This is a genomic window from Rhizobium sp. LCM 4573 (assembly GCF_001854865.1).
Classification (GTDB): Bacteria; Pseudomonadota; Alphaproteobacteria; order Rhizobiales; family Rhizobiaceae; genus Neorhizobium.
Genome location: NZ_MDDW01000004.1, coordinates 194,846 through 213,998, shown reverse-complemented (window position 1 = coordinate 213,998; position 19,153 = coordinate 194,846). Strand labels below are relative to the sequence as shown.

The following is a 19,153-nucleotide window of genomic DNA, read 5'->3' as shown; positions in this document are numbered from 1 at the left end:
TAGCGCCCGTCGCCGGCGAGAAGCCGCGGCCCACGGTCCAGCGTCTACCCCGGATCGAGGTTTGATGAGCGGGTGTAGCTCAGGGGTAGAGCACAACCTTGCCAAGGTTGGGGTCGAGGGTTCGAATCCCTTCGCCCGCTCCAGATTTCCATCATATTTTCCCGGTTATCGATCGCATGGGCCAAAAGCCGCTGCGGTTTCCCACCATTCTCAGGATTTCTTAATTCATGCTCGCCAAAATGCCCTGATGGAGCAAGGAGCGGCGACATGGAGATGCGGCGTTCGCGCATAATCGCCACCGCGATCATGCTTGGGCTTCTCGGCGCCGCGATCCCCGTTGCCGCCATGGCCTATATGTCATGGGCGATTGCCCTCGATAAGGAGCTTGCGGTCCTCACGCATGCGGCGGAGCAGGCTCGTCTGAGGGCAACTAGAACCTTCCAAGATGCACGACAGGCGCTCGAGGCGGTAGAAGCTGCCGATTTTCCGCGATGCGCGGAGGAGCATATCAGGCGGATGCGGATGATAACCGTCAACACGCCTTCGATCGAGGAGGTAGGCTATTTCGACGACGGTTTGCTCAGATGCACGTCCTGGGGCAGGAGCGACGAGGGTGTCGCCAAGTCTCATGTCGATTACGTGACGCCGGACGGCATGGAGATTACGCTTCGCGTCCAACCGGCCATCAGCCACGGGCACCGCATGACTGCCATGCATCTCGGCAGCCATAATGCGCTCGTGGTTCCCTCCCGTTTTGTGGATATTCTGGTCGACGACACCGTATCGCTGGCGATTGCCAACACAGACGGCATGCTGCTCGACGGATTGAATGGCCCCGATCCAGCCTTCGTGCACTCAGTGCTTGGCCAGGCGGGCAGCGGAGTGGCGGGAGACACGATGTTCGCGGTGTCCCGCGGCGACGGTCTCGTCGCGATCGCCATGGAGCCGAAGGCCAATCTGAGCGGCAAGGTCAAGAGCGAGCAACTCCTCCTGCTGCCGATCGGTGCATTCATCGCCGCTTTCGTGGTCGGAACCATTGCCTGGTTTTCCCGCAAGCGCCTCTCCCCGCTTGCGGATTTGGAGGTTGCGATCCGAAAGCGGGAGTTCGTCGTCCATTATCAGCCGATCGTCGAGCTCAAATCGGGCATATGTGTCGGCGCGGAGGCGCTGGTACGCTGGCGGAGGCCGGACGGCTCACTCGTCCGGCCCGATCTTTTCATTCCGCTTGCGGAAGAAACCGGATTGATCATGCCAATTACGGACCAGGTGGTCGAGACGGTGATCGCCGATCTGAAGACGGTGCTGCTGCAGGATCGTACGGTTCATATCGCCATCAATCTTAGCGCGGCGGATATGGCTTCGGGCCGTATCCTCGATGTCATCGACGACCGGCTTCGYGGCACCGGCATCCGGCATGAACAAATCTGGCTGGAGGCGACGGAGCGGGGCTTCATCGACATCGAAGCGGCCAGAACGACCCTGYAGATCGCACGGCAGCGTGGACATTCCGTTGCCATAGACGATTTCGGAACCGGCTATTCGAGCCTGCAATATCTCCAGGAGCTGCCGCTGGACGCCCTGAAGATCGACAAATCCTTCGTCGATACGGCCGGAATGGAGGCCGCCACCAGTTCCGTTACTCCGTATATCATCGGCATGGCGAAGGAGCTTCGGCTTTTCACCGTGGCAGAAGGGATCGAGACCGAGCGCCAAGCGGAATACCTCAAGGCACATCATGTGGATTTTGGCCAGGGATGGCTTTTTTCCAAACCTTTGCCGGCGGCCGAGTTCATCAAGTTCCATCGGCAATCCAAGGAGCAGCATGGATCGGCGCCGGAAACAATCCGGGCAAGTGCAGCCTGACGCAGCCGGATCTTGCAAGGAACGGACATTCGCTTGGCCGGCCAATGCAATGCAGCTATAGTCGTGCCGCCCGCCTGCCGGTTCCGCCGGCTCATCTCAGAAATCCAGTCCTTCCCGCGAACTCATGACCAATTCCACGCCGAAAAAGCCTGAGGATCTCCTCCGTTTCCTCGACGATCTGGGCATTGCCCATTCCACCAAAAATCATCCGCCGGTCTTCACCGTTTCGGAATCGGAGAGCCTGCGCGACGAAATTCCTGGTGGGCACACGAAGAATCTTTTCGTGAAGGACAAGAAGGATCAGTATTTTGTGCTGACCGTGGAGGAGCGCGCCACGGTGGACCTCAAGTCGGTTCATAAGGCGATAGGCGCTTCCAGCAGGGTTTCTTTCGGCAAGCCGGAAAAACTGATGGAGTATCTCGGGGTCATCCCAGGCGCTGTGACGGTTTTCGGCGCCTTTAACGACACCGACGGAAATGTTACCTTCGTGCTGGATGAAGATCTTATGAAGCACGACATCATCAACGGGCATCCGCTGTCGAATGATGCGACGACCTCCATCGGCCGCGACGACCTCGTCCGTTTTCTCAAGGCGACCGGTCATGAGCCGCTTGTCTTGAAAGTGACCGACTGACATACGATCTTTGCGGCCAAGAGAGCCTGATATCCAAAGCGTTCCGGGAGAACATCTATGAGCGGCAGCAACAATCCATATGGCGGGTCCTATGGTGCCTCCTATGGCGGCCAGATGACCGCCTCGGCAAACTATGGCTCCCAGCCCGTTGCCGCKCCTGCCGGTAGTGGCGGCAACCATATCAGTGACACGTCCACCGCCGGTTTTGCCAAGGATGTGCTGGAGGAGTCCCGCCAACAACCGGTGCTCGTCGATTTCTGGGCGCCCTGGTGCGGGCCGTGCAAGCAGCTCACTCCCGTGCTCGAAAAGGTGGTCAACGAGGCCCAGGGACGGGTGAAGCTCGTGAAGATGAACATCGATGATCACCCGTCGATCCCGGGCCAGCTCGGCATCCAATCGATTCCGGCAGTTATCGCCTTTGTCGATGGCCGGCCTGTGGATGGCTTCATGGGAGCAGTCCCCGAAAGCCAGGTCCGTCAGTTCATCGACAAGCTCGCCGGTCCGGCCGGTGCCGATCAGGCCGCCGAAATCCAAGGCGTGCTTGATGAAGCCGACAAGCAGCTCGATGAGGATGATATCCAGGGTGCCGCTCAGCTCTACGGTGCAGTCCTGCAGGCCGATCCGGAAAATGTCAAAGCCGCGGCCGGCATGATGCAATGCATGATCGCCATGGGCGAGACGGCGCGTGCCAGCCAGATGCTGGCTTCCATTCCGGAAAATCTTGCCAAGGAAGTGGCAATCCAGGCTGTCGCACGGAAGCTCGAGCAGATCGAGGAAGCTCGCCAGCTCGGCGATCCGGCGGCGCTAGAGCACGATCTGGCGCTTCATCCCGACAATCACGAAGCCCGGATGAAGCTTGCGAAGATATTGAACGTCCAGGGCATGCGTGAGGAAGCTGCCGAACATCTGCTGACGATCATGCGCAAGGACCGGACGTTCGATGATGACGGTGCGCGCCGCCAGCTTCTGGAGTTCTTCGACGTGTGGGGACCGAAGGATCCGGCCACCATTTCGGCCAGGCGCCGGCTTTCTTCGCTCCTCTTCTCGTAGGGCGGTTGGGGCGCCCACTTGCGTTCAGCCGCCGCCGCACCACATTCTGGTCGGTAGAGTTTGTGCCATAGGCGAGCGTCCGGAGGTGATGGTCCCATGATCGTGGGAAATGCGAGGTATGTGAAGCGGGAGGATTTGCCCGACGCAATCCCGGTATTTCCTCTCACAGGCGCCTTGTTGTTGCCGGGCGGGCAGTTGCCGCTCAATATCTTCGAGCCGCGCTATCTGGCCATGTTCGATGCTGCTCTCGCTGGAAGCCGGTTGATCGGCATCGTTCAACCCTCGCTTCAGGAAGCCGCCGAGCCGCTTGAAAACTCTCGCCCTCCGCTCAGTACCGTGGGCTGCATCGGGCGCATCACGTCCTTCGCCGAGACCGGCGATGGCCGCTATATCATTTCGATCAGCGGCATTTGCCGTTTCCGTCTCCTGGATGAGGTGGGCGCGGGGCATCCCTACCGAACCTTCCGCATTGCCCCGATGGTGGCCGACCTCTCCTTCGAGGAGGATGAGGAAAGCGCGGTCGATCGCGCCGAATTGCTGCGCGTCTTCAGGGCCTATCTCGACGCCAATAAGCTGGAGGCGGATTGGGAGAGCGTCGAGCGCGCCGGCAACCGCACGCTCGTCAACTCGCTCTCGATGATGTCGCCCTTCGGTCCAGCAGAAAAACAGGCGCTCCTAGAGGCACCCGACCTGAAAAGCCGTGCCGAAACGCTGATTGCCATCACGCAGATCCTGCTTGCCCGGGATTTCGGCGATTCCGACACGATCCTGCAATAGGTAAGACCATGGACGAAAAGCTCAGCAAGGTCGATCCAAAACTCCTCGATCTCCTCGTCTGCCCGCTGACGAAGGGCCGGCTTTCCTTCAACAGGGAAACCAACGAACTCGTTTCGCGGAGCGCCCAGCTTGCCTATCCGATCCGTGACGGCATTCCGATCATGCTGGTTTCCGAGGCAAGGCGACTGGAGGATTAGATCGCCTGTCCGGCCAGGAGTTTTGGCCCGCTTTCGCCGGTTTTGCCCGCGGCCTGGCTGATGAAATAGTTCTTGAGCGCCGGCAGCCGTTCGACCACGCCGAGACCGAAATCGCGGGCAATGCGGATCGGAGTGACGTCGTTGGAAAACAACCGGTTCAGCACGTCGGTCGTCACGCCCATTCGGAACGTATCGAAGCGCCGCCAGGATTGGTAGCGTTCCAGCACGTTGAGCGCGCCGATATCGAGTCCGAGCCGATCGGCTTCGACCACCGTTTCGGCAAGTGCTGCCACATCCTTGAAGCCGAGATTGAGCCCCTGTCCGGAGATCGGATGGATGCCGTGCGCTGCATCTCCGGCAAGAGCAAAGCGAGGAGCGACGAAGGCGCGTGCAAGGGTCAGTCCCAGCGGAAAGGCGCGGCGCTCGCCGATGACAGTCAATTCACCGAGCTTATGGCCGAAGCGACGCTGCAATTCCTCCTCGAATACCAGATCGTYGGACGCGACCAGCCTTTCTGCTTCATCCGAGCGCTCAGTCCAGACGAGCGATGAACGGTTGTTCGTAAGCGGCAGAATCGCGAAGGGGCCGGAAGGCAGGAAATGTTCTTCGGCCATGCCCTCATGCGGCCGCTCATGCGCGACCGTCGCGACGATGCCGGATTGGCCGTAGTCCCAGGAGACGGTGCGGATGCCGGCCATGTCGCGAAGCTTGGAGCGCACGCCGTCGCAAGCGACCAGCAGACGGGTCTCCGTCGTCGAGGCATCCGAGAAGGTGACGATCGTTCTCGTGCTGCCGGTCTCGAACCCGGTTGCCGAAAGCCCATGCCGGATGGTGATGCCGAGCCGCTCGCAAGCGCACCTGAGCGCGCGTACCATGGCGACATTCGGAATCATGTGGGCGAATGGTCTGCCTTCCTCTACTGTACCGTCGAAGGTGAGGAAGACGGGCCGCACCGGATCGGAAGTACGGGAATCGGTGACGATCATCCGGTTAATCGGCTGGGCGTCGGGCAGGATTTCTTCCCATAGTCCGAGAACTTCCAGCATGCGAGTGGCTGCAGTGATAATGGCAGAGGCGCGCTCGTCTCTCTCCCAGATCATTTCCGGAGCCGCTTCGACGACTTCCACCTTGAGATGTGGTGCAGCCTGCTTGACCGCGACGGCGGCGGCAAGACCCACATAGCCGCCTCCAACAACCAGCATGTCCAGCATTTTCATCCGCTCCCGTGAGACTTGAGAATGTTACTCCGATGCATATAGATCATCCGGCATCCGCTTCCTATCACCGGAGTTCGCCATAATGTCGCGCCCTTCCGAATCCCCGTCCGCCATGGGGCAGCTTATCGCCACGCTCGACCTCGAGAAGCTCGAGGAGGACCTCTTCCGCGGTAATAGTCCGCAGATCGGCTGGCAGCGCGTCTTCGGCGGGCAGGTGATTGCCCAGGCGCTGATGGCTGCGCAGCRCACCGTACCTGCGGATCGCTTCGTTCATTCGCTGCATGCCTATTTCATGCGGCCAGGTGATCCCGCGGTGCCGATCGTCTTTCAGGTGGAGCGGATCCGTGACGGATCAAGCTTTGCCACCCGGCGCGTGGTCGCCGTGCAGCACGGCAAGGCGATCTTCTCCATGTCCGCTTCCTTCCAGATCGAGGAACCGGGCTATGACCATCAGATAGCCATTCCGCCGGTTACGCTGCCGGAAAAGCTGATGGGAGAAAAGGAATTCAGGGAACTCTTCCTGGCGCAGGCGCCCGCAGCGGTGCGCAAATACTGGAGCCACGAACGACCGATCGAAATCCGGCCCGTTTCCCTGGTGCACTATCTCACCAAGGACAAATTGGAGCCAAGGCAGGATATCTGGGTGCGCACCGTGGGGGAGGTTCCCGCCGATCGTCATTATCAGGCGGCGGTGCTTGCCTATCTCTCCGACATGACGCTTCTCGACACGTCCCTCTATGCGCATGGCACGTCGATTTTCGATCCCGACCTGCAGGTCGCAAGTCTCGATCATGCAATGTGGTTCCATCGTCCCCACGCTTTCGACGACTGGCTCCTCTACACTCAGGACAGTCCGAGTTCTTCCGGCGCACGCGGCATGACGCGCGRCAGTCTCTATACCCGCAGTGGTAGCCTGATTGCCTCCGTGGCGCAGGAAGGATTGATTCGGAAAAGAGCAAATGATTAAATTATGTGCAATTTCTCATTTTTGCACATAATTTTGCCATCCAAGCGCCGCTCAAATATCCGTTTTTGTCGCACCTACACATTATGCATTATTTTTCAATAAATTAAAGGTGCCAATGAATCTGGCACGCCCTTTGAATGTAGATCGCCAGTCGCTGTCATGATCCGCCAGCGATGAGGAGAGTCGGCTCCGCGCCGAGGACAAACAAAGGATGGGAAGCCAGATGAAAATCGTGATGGCCATTATCAAGCCGTTCAAGCTCGATGAGGTGCGCGAAGCCCTCACGGCTGTCGGTATCCAGGGCCTGACCGTTACCGAAGTCAAAGGTTACGGACGCCAGAAGGGACACACCGAAATCTATCGCGGTACCGAATATGCCGTGAGTTTTCTGCCGAAGCTGAAGATCGAAATCGCAGTCCCCTCTGACCTCGTCGAGAAAGCCGTGGAAGCGATCGCCTCAGCCGCCAAAACCGGTCAGATCGGCGACGGCAAGATCTTCGTCTATTCGATCGAGCAGGCCGTGCGCATCCGTACCGGCGAAACCAATACCGAAGCGCTTTAACGCGGCCGATCAGGGGAGTTACTACCAATGCAATTTTCCAAGATTTCAACCTCTCTCGGACGCTTGGGCGCTGCCTCCGCAGCTCTCCTCGTGCCGGTCGCCGCCTTCGCACAGGAAGCCGCAGCGCCGGCGGCTGAGGCAGCCGCTGCCGTTCCTGAGAAGGGCGATACCGCATTCATGTTCATCTGCACGCTTCTCGTGTTCTTCATGCTGATGCCGGGCCTTGCGCTCTTCTACGGCGGCCTCGTGCGCGCCAAGAACATGCTGTCGGTGCTGATGCAGTGCACGGTTGTCGGTGCCGCAATGATGCTCGTCTGGGTCATCTATGGCTATTCGTTCGCCTTCGGCGGCTCAACCAGCGCCTATTTCGGCGGCACGGCCAAGATGTTTCTTTCTGGCGTGACGATGGATTCCACCGCCGCGACTTTCTCCGACGGCGTCGTCATTCCGGAATTCATCTTCATGCTGTTCCAGATGACCTTCGCGGCCCTTACCCCATCGCTGATCGTGGGCGCCTTTGCTGAGCGCATCAAGTTCTCGGCTGTGGTGCTCTTCTGCATCCTGTGGGCCACTTTCGTATATTTCCCGATCGCTCACATGGTCTGGGATGCCAACGGTCTGCTGTTCGGTATGGGCGCGCTCGACTTTGCCGGCGGCACCGTCGTCCACATCAATGCCGGTATCGCGGGCCTTATCGGCGCGATCATGGTCGGCAAGCGCGTCGGTTACGGCAAGGACATGATGGCTCCTCACTCCATGACGCTCACTCTCGTCGGCGCCGCAATGCTGTGGGTCGGCTGGTTCGGCTTCAATGCGGGTTCGAACCTGGAGGCTTCGGGCGGCGCGATGCTGGCAACCGTCAACACCTTTCTCGCCACCGCCGCTGCGATCGTGTCTTGGTCGATCGTGGAAACCTTCGCCCGCGGCAAGGCTTCCATGCTGGGCGCAGCATCGGGCATGATCGCCGGTCTCGTCGCGATCACCCCGGCGGCCGGCATCGCCGGCCCGATGGGCGCGATTGTCATGGGCCTTATCGTTTCGCCGATCTGCTATTTCTTCATCGCAGTGGTGAAGAACAAGTTCGGCTATGACGACACGGCGGACGTCTTCGGCGTTCATGGCGTCGGCGGCCTTTTCGGCGCGCTGGCGACCGGCATCTTCGCCTCTTCGTCGCTCGGCGGCATCGGTTATGCCGAGGGCGTGACGATGGGCAGCCAGTTCATGACCCAGCTCACTGCTGTCGTGATCACCATCGTATGGTGCGGCGTCGTCTCCGCGATCCTCTACAAGATCGTGGATGTGATCGTCGGCCTGCGGGTCACGGTGGAAGCCGAACGCGAAGGTCTCGATCTCGCCTCCCACGGCGAAGCGGCATACCATCAGTAATCAAGGGGTTCGCGGCGGTACATACGTGCCGCCGCAAGAGAGCCCGCCACGGCTTTCGTTCGAAAGCCCGCTTTGAGCCCGGACCATCGGTCCGGGCTTTTTGCATTGCCGCGCCGGATCGTGGTTAAAGGGGCATTAACCACCCGCACCTTAGTCTTGGCTGAAATAGCACAATCGGCCGCCCCGCGATCGATTCGCATGGATGGCGCTTGGCAGGGACAGACGGGCAAACACGATGGGCAGAAGCAGTTCGGCGGCAATGGAAACCAGGTCCACCCGCTTGGTGCTGACCGCCTTCGTCATCCGCCAGCTCATGGCGCTCACCGGCTTCGGCCTGTTCATCGCCTTGGCACTTGCCGTCGCGGCACTTGCCACTTGGAACGTCGCCGATCCGAGCTTCTCCTATGCTACCGACAATCCGCCGACCAACCTGCTCGGCTTTGCCGGTGCTGCCTTCGCCGATCTGATGATGCAGTTCCTGGGGCTTGCCAGTCTGCTTGCACTTTTGCCGGTACTTGCCTTCTCACTCGCCCTGATCTCCGGCCGCAGGTATCACCGTATCCCTGCGCGACTTGCGGCCTGGGGGGGCGGCACTTTGCTTTCAGCAGCCACGCTCGGTTGTTTTCCGGCGCCGCCTACCTGGCCGATTCCGAACGGCATCGGTGGTGTCATCGGCGATATGATCCTGCGCTTCCCGGCTCTCTTCGTCGGCACCTATCCGACAGGTATCGTCGCCACCGTGCTGGGCGTTGTTTTCGCGCTGCCCTCCGCCTGGCTGCTGCTCTTCGCATCCGGATTGGTCGGCGAGGCCTTTGAAGACAGCGAGGATGACGAGGCACCGGTCGCGGCCGCCAAGGCCCGTTCGAAACGGGAGGAGGCCGAGGAAGACGAGGATGACGAACGCGGCTTTGCCGGTTTCCTGGCCTTCGGAGCGCTTGCCCATTATTGGTACATTGCTCAGGCTAGGCTGCGCCGTCTGGCAGGGATCAAGCCGCGTGCGAGGGTCAGTTTCGACCAGCCCTATGATTTCAACGAGGACGAATTCGGCACGCTCAACGAGCCGATGCGTGCCAAGGCTGCATCGGGCTCTCCGGGACGCCGGCTTGAGCCGTCGCTCGACGGTTCCTCGTCCGCAGCGAGTGGCTCCCGTCGCGTGGTCGCTGCCCCCGCAATGTCCATCGACGACGACGATGACGAGGATGATGATACGCCCTTCGACATGGACATGTCCCGTCGTCCCGCCGGTATCCTGCCGGACGACGACGATGCGCCCTTCGTAGCCTCACGGGCGCCGCAGCCGGTCGGGGCCGGTGCACGAATGGCGTCGCGCGTCACTCCTGCTGCGGCCCCGCCGAAGCCGAGCGCCCGCGTAGTGCGCGAGGCTCAGGCTTCCTTCATCGATCCCGACGGCTTCCAGCTTCCCTCCATTCATCTGCTCGCCGAGCCGAAAGCGGTCGCCCGCGACGCCTCTCTTTCGGCTGATGCGCTGGAACAGAACGCTCGCATGCTGGAAGGCGTGCTGGAGGATTTCGGCGTCAAGGGCGAGATCATTCATGTCCGTCCCGGCCCGGTGGTCACGCTCTACGAACTGGAGCCGGCGCCAGGCATCAAGTCTTCCCGCGTCATCGGCCTGGCAGATGATATTGCCCGCTCGATGAGCGCGATCGCTGCCCGTGTGGCTGTGGTTCCCGGGCGAAATGCGATCGGTATCGAGCTGCCGAACCGCACGCGCGAGACGGTCTACCTGCGCGAAATGATCGGCAGCAAGGATTTCGAGGCGAGCAAGGCCAAGCTCGCCATGGCACTCGGCAAGACGATCGGCGGAGAGCCGGTGGTCGCCGATCTTGCCAAGATGCCCCACCTGCTCGTCGCAGGTACGACGGGCTCCGGTAAATCGGTCGCCATCAACACCATGATCCTGTCGCTGCTTTACCGCTATACACCGGAAAAATGCCGTCTGATCATGATCGATCCGAAGATGCTCGAACTCTCCGTCTACGACGGCATCCCGCATCTACTCTCTCCCGTCGTTACCGATCCGAAGAAAGCGGTGGTTGCGCTCAAGTGGACCGTCCGCGAGATGGAAGAGCGTTACAAGAAGATGTCGAAGATCGGGGTCAGAAACATCGACGGCTTCAACACCCGAGTTGAGCAGGCCCTTGCAAAGGGCGAGGTGTTGACCCRCACGGTGCAGACCGGCTTCGACCGCCAGACGGGCGAAGCGATCTACGAGACGGAGGAGTTCGATCTCCAGCCTATGCCGTATATCGTCGTTATCATCGACGAGATGGCGGACCTGATGATGGTCGCCGGCAAGGATATCGAAGGCGCGGTTCAGCGTCTGGCGCAGATGGCTCGCGCAGCCGGCATCCACGTCATCATGGCGACCCAGCGTCCATCTGTCGACGTCATCACGGGCACGATCAAGGCAAACTTCCCGACCCGCATCTCCTTCCAGGTGACCTCCAAGATCGACAGTCGAACGATCCTGGGCGAACAGGGAGCGGAACAGCTCCTCGGTATGGGCGACATGCTCTATATGGCCGGCGGCGGCCGTATCCAGCGCGTTCATGGGCCGTTCGTCTCGGACATCGAAGTCGAGGAGATCGTTGCCTACTTGAAAACTCAGGGCGCACCCCAATATCTCGATGCGATCACGGCCGATGACGACGAGGATGGCGACGGCGGCGGACCTGCCGGTACTTCCAACCTTTCTGAATCGGACGACCCCTATGACCAGGCGGTGGCGATCGTGCTGCGTGACGGCAAGGCTTCCACTTCCTACGTCCAGCGCAGGCTGGGCATCGGCTATAATCGTGCCGCTTCGCTCATCGAGCGAATGGAGAAAGAGGGGCTGATCGGACCGGCGAACCACGCCGGCAAGCGCGAGATTCTGGTTCCGACCGAGGCGGATATCCTCGAGCGGTAACAGGTTGTTGAAGAGGGCGCCGGGCCATCAAGCCGCCGCCTTTCACGCGCAGGAAGCAGCGGAAGGAGATACAAATGAAGAACCAAAAAACCATCCTTTCGGGCGCTATCGGCCGCAGGCAGTTTTCTCTCGGTCTTGCAGGCCTGGCAGCCGCGGTCCTTACACCGGCATCCGGCTTTGCCCAAGGCGCCGGTGGCTCCGCGGCGGCACAGCGCATCGCCGATCATTTTTCCTCGGTCAAAACGATGATGGGCGAATTTGTGCAGTTCGGCCCCCGCGGTGAACAAACGGGCGGAAAATTCTTCATCGAACGTCCCGGCCGGCTGCGCTTCAATTTCGACGATCCCTCGCCGATCCGCGTGATTGCCGATGGTAAGAACGTTGTCATCGGCAATATGAAGCTGAAGACGTGGGACCTTTATCCGCTCTCCAAGACGCCGCTGAGCCTGCTGCTGGCAAGCAAGATCGACCTGTCGAACCAGATGGTGCGCGGCGTGCGTGTGGAGGACGATCTGACGACGATCGTTCTCGGCAACAAGACGATATTCGGGGATTCGACCATCACGATGATGTTCGATTCCAAGACTTACGACCTGCGCCAGTGGACCATCACCGATGCTCAGAACAAGGACACGTCGGTGATGATATACAACGTCAAGACCGGCATGGGCCTCGATGACAAGGTCTTCAACATTCCCTATGCGGAAGTGCATCGCCCCCGCAGCCGTAACTGACGGGGCAAGGCCTTGGAAGGCGACCGGAATGGCCGCCTTTTCGCTTCTCAGCGCCCATGAAATCTCCTAAACCTCGCTGGCCAAGCGAGGKACAGCGCATGACTTTTTCGATCACGACCTGGAACATCAACTCGGTGCGGCTGCGCATGCCGATCGTCGAGCAGTTCCTCGTCCGCCACAAGCCCGATATTCTCTGCCTGCAGGAGATAAAGTGCATGGAGCCGGAGTTTCCGCTCCAGCCGCTGAAGGACCTCGGATACGGGCACATCATCATTCATGGCCAGAAAGGCTATCATGGCGTTGCCATCGCTTCGAAAGTGCCGCTTCATGAAGACCATCGGCAGAATTATTGCGGGGTCGGCGATGCGCGCCACATTTCGGCGATCTTCGAACGTGGTTCGCGGCGCATAAGGCTTCATAACTTCTACGTTCCCGCCGGTGGCGACGAGCCGGACCGCACGATCAATCCGAAGTTCGGCCACAAGCTGGATTTCATCGAGGAGATGAAGTCGCTGAAGGCCGATGCCATGCCGGGCATCTCCTCCATCCTCGTCGGAGATCTCAACATCGCGCCCCTCGAACATGATGTCTGGTCGCACAAGCAGCTCTTGAAGATCGTCAGCCATACGCCTGTCGAGACCGATGGCATGAAGGAGGTCATCGCCAAGGGCGGCTGGCTCGACCTGATGCGCCAGTACACGCCGGAGCCGGAAAAGATCTATACGTGGTGGAGCTACCGCGCCAAGGACTGGGAAGCCGCGAACAAGGGCCGCAGGCTCGACCATATCTGGTCGTCCGCCGATCTCGGTCCTTTTCTGGAGCGTATCGAGGTGCTGAAGGAAGCGCGCGGCTGGAACCAGCCATCCGACCATGTGCCGGTCACGGCGGTCTTCAAGATCTGAAATGGAGTATCAGCGAAAGCGGTGCTGCATGGCAGCGGCCGCTTTGGCGAGATCCGCGATGTTTTCGCGTATGCGCGCTTCGACGGCGCGGCCCACTTGGGGATACTCCTCCAGCAGCCGGTGGAAGAGCGTGCGGGTGATGCGCAGCGCTTCGGAATCCTCCAGAGCAATCGCGGTGAACTTGCGTTCCACCATGGTGACGAGCGCAAGCTCCGAAAGCAGCGTGCCCGGCCCGGCGACCTTCTCGGCGACGAGATTGCCGTCGCGCCCGGCGGCCAATAACTCGAATCGGCCGCTTGCCACGACAAAGGCACTCTCGGCCGGCGATCTTTCGCGGAAAAGCTCCTGGCCCGCAGCCACGCCCCGCCGCTCAGCGCCGAACGCGATCAGCCGCAACTGATCGCCATCCAGCCCCCGGAAGAGCGGAACCTGGGAAATCAGGTGTATGTCATCGGCAAGCGCCATGGATATTCTTCTTAAGGAACGATCTTGTAGCCGCCGTTTTCGGTCACCAGGATCTCGGCATTGGAAGGATCGCGCTCGATCTTCTGGCGCAGGCGGTAGACATGCGTTTCGAGCGTATGGGTGGTCACGCCGGAATTATAGCCCCAGACTTCTTCGAGGAGCACGTCGCGGGTCACCACCTTTTGGCCGGCACGATAGAGATAGCGGATGATGGCCGCTTCCTTTTCCGTTAGCCGGATTTTTTTTCCATCCTCGGTGGTGAGCAGTTTCTGGCTTGGCTTGAAGAGATAGGGACCGACCGTAAAGGTCGCGTCTTCGCTCTGTTCGTATTGCCGGAGCTGGGCCCGGATGCGTGCGAGAAGCACGGCAAACCGAAAGGGCTTGGTGATGTAGTCGTTGGCGCCCGCCTCAAGGCCGAGAATGGTATCAGAATCGGTGTCGTGGCCGGTCAGCATGATGATCGGCGCCTTGAAGCCGTTCTTGCGCAGCAGCTTCACCGCTTCACGGCCGTCCATGTCCGGCAGGCCGACATCCATGATGAGGAGATCGACCTGGCTGGCTTTTGCCGCGCCCATGGCCTTGGTGGCTGTGGCTTCCTGCAGGAGGTTGAATTCGTCATAGAGCGATAGCTGCTCCACCAGCGTCTCGCGCAGATCGTTATCGTCGTCCACCAGCAGAATCGTCCGCGCTGCCATACGTCCTTGCCTCTCGTCTCGCGTCTTCGCTCAGCGCCGGCCGATAGTTTTCAGCGGCACAATTGGTTCGGGCGCTTGATCTAAGTCCCATCGTGCTATGAATTCAAACGAAATCATTTTCAAAGCAAAAACTTGTGAGAAAAATGGCGCATTTTCGAAAGAGGGGAACGGGTTCGCGCGGTGTCGTGACGGTACGGGCCGCTCCCCGCTGCTCCACGCGCGCGATCATCAACTTCGGGGGAATTACGGTTCCAGCAGCGATCGGCCGCTCTGGGCGCAGCATTCTCAAGAGAGAAGGAGATGGCGCAACGCCGATTGCCGCAATGCCGCTGCTTTACGGGTTCACGCGCGGAGATCGGGTGCGATCGCTCGCCACGTCCTTGCCGATAAGGCGAATCCGCAAGGACATGCTGTGGTGCGACCAGCCTGAGCATGCCTCCTACAATCGCCTGGTCAAGGCGCCTTTCCACCGAAGCCATGAGGAGATGATGCGCCAGGACGGCCTCTATGACATCTGCCTCGTACTCGACTGGAACATCACCTCGCGCCGGCGCCATCGTGGGTCGGCCATCTTTTTCCACCTGATCAAGCCTGGATATCAGCCGACGGCGGGCTGCGTTGCCGTAAGCCTCGCCGATATGAGACGATTGATCCGCTTCATGCGCAAGGGAACCGTAGTGCGGGTTCTATAAGGCAGTTTCATTTCATCTGAGTGAGCGTGGTGTGATGAAATGCTCGAGATGGCCTTGGGCGGGTTTGATATCTGCCCAGGAGGCGATGGCGAAGTTGAGCACGGCGAGTGCGGCCGTGGGATATTTCTCGATCATTCTCTCACGGGGATCCGCATCTCCTGTTCCCGTCAGCAAGAGCGCCAGTTCCTGAAGACCGGGATTGTGCCCGACGATAAGAAGATTTCGATAGGTGGCTTCGATGCTTTGCAGAAACCGGAGAATTTTGGGCGATGCCGTTTCGTAAAGCTCTGGGCATTCGCGGGCTTCCACCGCCTCCGGTAGCTTGTCGCGGACCAGAGCCCATGTTTCCCGGGTTCGCCGGGCGGGAGAAACGAGAGCAAGGTCGGGAATGAGTTCCTTGCGGGCCATATAGTCTCCCATGAGGGGCGCGGCTTTTTCTCCTCGTGCTGCAAGGGGCCGCTCCCGGTCGGGAACGTTTTCCGGCCATGCGGACTTTGCGTGCCGCAGCAGAATCAACCGGCGATGCGGGTCGTTGTGCGCTGCTTTCTGTCTCCCCGGCATGAAAGCTCCCTCTTCTGACACTTTCGTTATTATGTCGCGAAGCGCCGATCGGGTCTCCTGTTTAAAGAGCGACTTTCAAGAAAAATGCCGCCCTGAAGGGCGGCATTTATGTCTCCAGCAGACCGTAGCCTTACTTCCACTCGCGGATATCGACGAAATGGCCGGCGATCGCGGCGGCGGCCGCCATGGCCGGCGAGACGAGATGGGTCCGGCCTTTATAGCCCTGACGGCCCTCGAAATTGCGGTTCGAGGTGGAGGCGCAGCGCTCGCCCGGCTTCAGGCGGTCGTCGTTCATCGCTAGGCACATGGAGCAGCCCGGCTCGCGCCATTCGAAGCCAGCTTCCTTGAAGATCTTGTCGAGCCCCTCGGCTTCCGCCTGCTCCTTCACAATGCCGGAGCCCGGCACGATCATGGCGTTGACCGTGGAAGCAACCTTCCTGCCTTCGACGACCTTGGCCGCGGCACGCAGATCCTCGATACGGCCGTTGGTGCACGAGCCGATGAAGACGCGATCGATGGCGATATCGGTTATTTTAGTGCCGGGCTGCAGGCCCATATATTCGAGGGCACGCCACTTGGAGGCTCGCTTCGTCTCTTCCTGAATGTCATCGGGGTTCGGTACGACACCCTGCACCGAGATGACATCTTCCGGCGAAGAGCCCCAGGAGACGATCGGCGGCAGGTTGGCTGCATCGAGCACGACGACCTTGTCGAAATGCGCGCCTTCTTCCGTGTGCAGCGTCTTCCAGTAGTCGAGCGCCATGTCCCAAGCCTTGCCCTTGGGAGCGCGCGGCTTGTCCTTGATATACGCGAAGGTGGTCTCGTCCGGAGCGATGAGGCCGGCGCGGGCGCCGCCTTCGATCGTCATGTTGCAGACGGTCATGCGGCCTTCCATGGAGAGCGAACGTATCGCCTCACCGGCGAACTCGATCACATGGCCGGTGCCGCCGGCGGTGCCGATCTCGCCGATGATGGCGAGAATGATATCCTTGGCGGTGACGCCTTCGGGAAGCTTCCCGTCGACGCGCACCAGCATGTTCTTCGCCTTCTTCTGCGTCAGCGTCTGGGTAGCGAGAACATGCTCGACCTCCGACGTGCCGATGCCGTGGGCGAGGGCGCCGAAAGCGCCATGAGTGGAGGTGTGGCTGTCACCGCAGACGATCGTCATGCCAGGCAAAGTGAAGCCCTGTTCCGGCCCGACGATATGGACGATGCCCTGGCGGACATCCTTCTCGGAATAATATTCGACGCCGAAATCCTTGGCATTCTGCGCGAGCGCCTCGACCTGGATGCGGCTTTCCTCGTTCTTGATGCCCTCATGGCGGTCGGCGGTCGTCGGAACGTTATGGTCGACGACGGCGAGCGTTTTTTCCGGCGCGCGGACCTTGCGGCCGGCCATGCGCAGGCCTTCGAAAGCTTGAGGGCTCGTCACTTCATGCACGAGGTGACGGTCGATATAGAGAAGACAGGTGCCGTTCTCGTCCTGGCTGACGACATGGTCGTCCCAGATCTTGTCGTAGAGGGTGCGGGGTGCGCTCATGGCTGCTATCCGTAATGCTGACTGAAAGGATTTGGGTCGGCAGCTGCTGGCTGCCTCATGCTGAGTGAAGTCAGCTAAGTCGGTCGCAAAGCGCCCCGGAGACGCGCGCATAGAACCGTGCCGGCAGGCGCTTGTGGTCCTGCAGCACGATGAACTGCTTCGCGAGGCATCCGAATTTCGATCCCATGGCGTGAGCTTCTAGCAGTTTTTGCGGGGCGCGGCAATCTTGAAGCTGTTGGCATCATCTCTCCAGCTTAGCGCGTCCGATAGGAGAACTCTTGGTGCGCAGGCGTCTCTCGACGCTTCGCAGGACAAGCGAAAGTCCAATCGTCAACAGGAGATAGATATAGGTGACGATCGAATAGGTCTCGAAGAAGCGGAACGAGCCGGCTGCATAAACCTTGGCCATCTGTGTGATGTCGGCAACGCCGAGCACGGAGACGAGCGAACTATCCTTCACCATCGATACGAAATCATTGGAGAGRGGTGGAAAGATCACCCGCATCGCCTGTGGGAAAACGATCAGYCGGAAGCGCTGGAAGCGGGTRAGGCCAAGCGCCTTCGCTGCCTCGATCTGACCCTCGTCGACCGACTGGAACCCCGCGCGGAATATCTCGGYGATGAAGGCGGCATAACCGATCGTCAGCGCAATCACGGCTCGCCAAAGCAGAGAAACATCCCGAACGAGCAGGCTTTCCACCAGGCCGCTGTTGATCAATGGCTTCAGCGCCCAATTGTAGAGCGTCACGAAGACCGGTGCGCCGACGAAGGCAATGTAGAAAAGCAGGACGAGGATCGGTATGCCGCGGATCATCTCGACATAGAAGCGTGCCGCCTGCCGGAGCACGATATTGCCGGAAAGGCCAGCCAGCGCGATGCCGAGGCCAAGTACGGTCGCCAGGAAAAAGGCGGCAAGYGTCACGCCGATCGTTATGCCGATTCCCTTGATGACGACGCCGAAGACCTGCGCATAAAGTTCGTTGARGGCGATCACGCCGGCCAGCACGAGGCAAAGCATCCCGAAAGCGGCGAGCCACCAGGGAAAGTCCTGCGGTACGGCGACCTTCTGACCGGAAGCCCTCATGAGGCTCACTGGCCCATCTTGTAGTCGAGGAACCACTTCCTGTTCAGCTTATCCAGCGTGCCGTCGGCCTTCAGCGCGGCGATTGCGGCGTTGACCGGCGCGACGAGATCGGACCCTTTCTTGAAGATGAAGCCGAAGTCTTCCGTACCCAGCGGCTCACCGACGATCTTCAATGTGCCGCCGGAGGCCTTCACATAGCCTTCACCGGCGGTGCTGTCCGTCAGCACCAGATCGACATCGCCGGCCTTCAGCGCCTGCACCGTCGCTCCGAAGGTTTCGAAGAGCTTGATGCGCGGGTTCTGTTCATTGCCGTCGAGGATTTCGTAGACCGCCGTGTAGAACGGGCTTGTCCCCGGCTGAGCACCGATGAGAGCGCCCTCGGTCCCCGCAAAGCTCTCGGCATCGGTAAACCGGGCCTCATCGCTGCGCACCAGCATGAGCTGCTGCGAGCGTATGTAAGGATCGGAGAAATCCACCTTCTCCTTGCGGTCGTCCTTAATTGTGATGCCAGTCATGCCGATATCGTACTGCCCGTCCGCGACGGCCTGGATCATCGCATCCCAACTGGTGTTCTGATATTCCACCTTGAAATTGAGACGTTTGGCGATCTCGTTCATCGCATCGTATTCCCAGCCGATCACCGCGCCGCTTTTGGGATCGACGAACTGCAGCGGGGGATAGGCGTTTTCCGTCACCACGACCACGGCGCGTCCGCCGAGATCGGGCAGTTCCGCTGCCTGGCCGCAAAGCGGCGCAAAGAGGAGTGCAGCAAGGCCGGCGAGGAACGGGCGACGGGAGAGCATTGGAAACCCCTCATGAAGTGAACGGCGGAAAAGTCTCACACTTCAAAAGTGAATGGCAAGGCCGGCATTTGCCGCGCCGCCGAGAGGAAACAAAA

General features: G+C 60.2%; 18 protein-coding genes, 1 tRNA gene and 1 pseudogene. 13 read left to right on the top strand and 7 right to left on the bottom strand.

Features of this window, described 5'->3' with window-relative positions; genetic code table 11:
* The first annotated feature begins 68 nt into the window (after nt 1–68).
* The 6 genes from LCM4573_RS10080 to LCM4573_RS10055 all read left to right on the top strand — a co-directional run bounded on the left by LCM4573_RS10080 (nt 69) and on the right by LCM4573_RS10055 (nt 4,521).
* Nucleotides 69–143 (top strand) — tRNA-Gly (locus LCM4573_RS10080).
* A 124-nt stretch (nt 144–267) separates the two neighbouring features.
* Nucleotides 268–1,863 (top strand): EAL domain-containing protein, encoded by a 1,596-nt coding sequence (locus LCM4573_RS10075; protein WP_071006145.1) that lies wholly within the window; start codon nt 268–270, stop codon nt 1,861–1,863.
* Nucleotides 1,864–1,987: 124 nt separating this feature from the next.
* Entirely contained in the window at nt 1,988–2,497 is a 510-nt protein-coding gene (locus LCM4573_RS10070; RefSeq protein WP_071006144.1) for a prolyl-tRNA synthetase associated domain-containing protein, read from the top strand.
* 57 nt (nt 2,498–2,554) lie between these two features.
* Nucleotides 2,555–3,547 (top strand): thioredoxin, encoded by a 993-nt coding sequence (gene trxA / locus LCM4573_RS10065; RefSeq protein WP_071006143.1) that lies wholly within the window; start codon nt 2,555–2,557, stop codon nt 3,545–3,547.
* A gap of 96 nt (nt 3,548–3,643) precedes the next feature.
* Nucleotides 3,644–4,324 (top strand): LON peptidase substrate-binding domain-containing protein, encoded by a 681-nt coding sequence (locus LCM4573_RS10060; protein WP_071006142.1) that lies wholly within the window; start codon nt 3,644–3,646, stop codon nt 4,322–4,324.
* 8 nt (nt 4,325–4,332) lie between these two features.
* Nucleotides 4,333–4,521 carry a Trm112 family protein gene (locus LCM4573_RS10055; RefSeq protein ID WP_071006141.1) on the top strand — a complete coding sequence of 63 codons (189 nt, stop codon included), beginning with the start codon at nt 4,333–4,335 and terminating at the stop codon, nt 4,519–4,521.
* Here LCM4573_RS10055 and LCM4573_RS10050 read toward each other — a convergent pair.
* Nucleotides 4,518–5,741 (bottom strand): annotated as a pseudogene (locus LCM4573_RS10050) (ubiquinone biosynthesis hydroxylase); the annotation flags it as partial. The gene LCM4573_RS10055 and the pseudogene LCM4573_RS10050 sit on opposite strands and share 4 nt — an antisense overlap.
* A gap of 79 nt (nt 5,742–5,820) precedes the next feature.
* Here LCM4573_RS10050 and tesB point away from each other — a divergent pair.
* The 6 genes from tesB (at nt 5,821) to LCM4573_RS10020 (ending at nt 13,218) form a co-directional block, all read left to right on the top strand.
* The gene (gene tesB, locus LCM4573_RS10045; RefSeq protein ID WP_071006140.1) at nt 5,821–6,705 is read left to right on the top strand and encodes an acyl-CoA thioesterase II; all 885 of its coding nucleotides are present in this window, start codon (nt 5,821–5,823) and stop codon (nt 6,703–6,705) included.
* A 211-nt stretch (nt 6,706–6,916) separates the two neighbouring features.
* Entirely contained in the window at nt 6,917–7,267 is a 351-nt protein-coding gene (locus LCM4573_RS10040; RefSeq protein WP_046796220.1) for a P-II family nitrogen regulator, read from the top strand.
* 27 nt (nt 7,268–7,294) lie between these two features.
* Entirely contained in the window at nt 7,295–8,653 is a 1,359-nt protein-coding gene (locus LCM4573_RS10035) for an ammonium transporter (protein WP_071006139.1), read from the top strand.
* 235 nt (nt 8,654–8,888) lie between these two features.
* On the top strand, nt 8,889–11,582 hold the full coding sequence (locus tag LCM4573_RS10030) for a DNA translocase FtsK (protein ID WP_071006138.1): 2,694 nt from the start codon (nt 8,889–8,891) through the stop codon (nt 11,580–11,582).
* Between the two features lie 74 nt (nt 11,583–11,656).
* The gene (locus tag LCM4573_RS10025; RefSeq protein ID WP_083347383.1) at nt 11,657–12,316 is read left to right on the top strand and encodes an outer membrane lipoprotein carrier protein LolA; all 660 of its coding nucleotides are present in this window, start codon (nt 11,657–11,659) and stop codon (nt 12,314–12,316) included.
* Between the two features lie 98 nt (nt 12,317–12,414).
* Nucleotides 12,415–13,218 carry an exodeoxyribonuclease III gene (locus LCM4573_RS10020; protein WP_071006137.1) on the top strand — a complete coding sequence of 268 codons (804 nt, stop codon included), beginning with the start codon at nt 12,415–12,417 and terminating at the stop codon, nt 13,216–13,218.
* 9 nt (nt 13,219–13,227) lie between these two features.
* On the opposite strand, the gene LCM4573_RS10015 is transcribed toward LCM4573_RS10020, so the two are convergent.
* Both LCM4573_RS10015 and LCM4573_RS10010 read right to left on the bottom strand, forming a co-directional pair.
* A complete protein-coding gene (locus tag LCM4573_RS10015) occupies nt 13,228–13,683 on the bottom strand; it encodes a cyclic nucleotide-binding domain-containing protein (RefSeq protein WP_071006136.1) in 456 nt (151 codons plus the stop codon).
* An 11-nt stretch (nt 13,684–13,694) separates the two neighbouring features.
* On the bottom strand, nt 13,695–14,378 hold the full coding sequence (locus LCM4573_RS10010; protein ID WP_071006135.1) for a response regulator transcription factor: 684 nt from the start codon (nt 14,376–14,378) through the stop codon (nt 13,695–13,697).
* Nucleotides 14,379–14,521: 143 nt separating this feature from the next.
* On the opposite strand from LCM4573_RS10010, the gene LCM4573_RS10005 reads away from it, so the two are divergent.
* Entirely contained in the window at nt 14,522–15,070 is a 549-nt protein-coding gene (locus tag LCM4573_RS10005; protein ID WP_071006134.1) for a L,D-transpeptidase, read from the top strand.
* 12 nt (nt 15,071–15,082) lie between these two features.
* On the opposite strand, the gene LCM4573_RS10000 is transcribed toward LCM4573_RS10005, so the two are convergent.
* From LCM4573_RS10000 to LCM4573_RS09985, 4 genes are all read right to left on the bottom strand, one after another.
* Nucleotides 15,083–15,631: a histidine phosphatase family protein gene (locus LCM4573_RS10000; RefSeq protein ID WP_071006133.1), complete on the bottom strand. Its 549-nt coding sequence runs from the start codon at nt 15,629–15,631 to the stop codon at nt 15,083–15,085.
* A gap of 130 nt (nt 15,632–15,761) precedes the next feature.
* Complete coding sequence (leuC, locus tag LCM4573_RS09995; RefSeq protein ID WP_071006132.1) at nt 15,762–17,171, bottom strand: 3-isopropylmalate dehydratase large subunit; 1,410 nt, start codon at nt 17,169–17,171, stop codon at nt 15,762–15,764.
* A gap of 241 nt (nt 17,172–17,412) precedes the next feature.
* Nucleotides 17,413–18,255: an amino acid ABC transporter permease gene (locus tag LCM4573_RS09990; RefSeq protein ID WP_071006131.1), complete on the bottom strand. Its 843-nt coding sequence runs from the start codon at nt 18,253–18,255 to the stop codon at nt 17,413–17,415.
* A gap of 5 nt (nt 18,256–18,260) precedes the next feature.
* A complete protein-coding gene (locus LCM4573_RS09985; RefSeq protein WP_071006130.1) occupies nt 18,261–19,058 on the bottom strand; it encodes a basic amino acid ABC transporter substrate-binding protein in 798 nt (265 codons plus the stop codon).
* Nucleotides 19,059–19,153 lie beyond the last annotated feature (95 nt).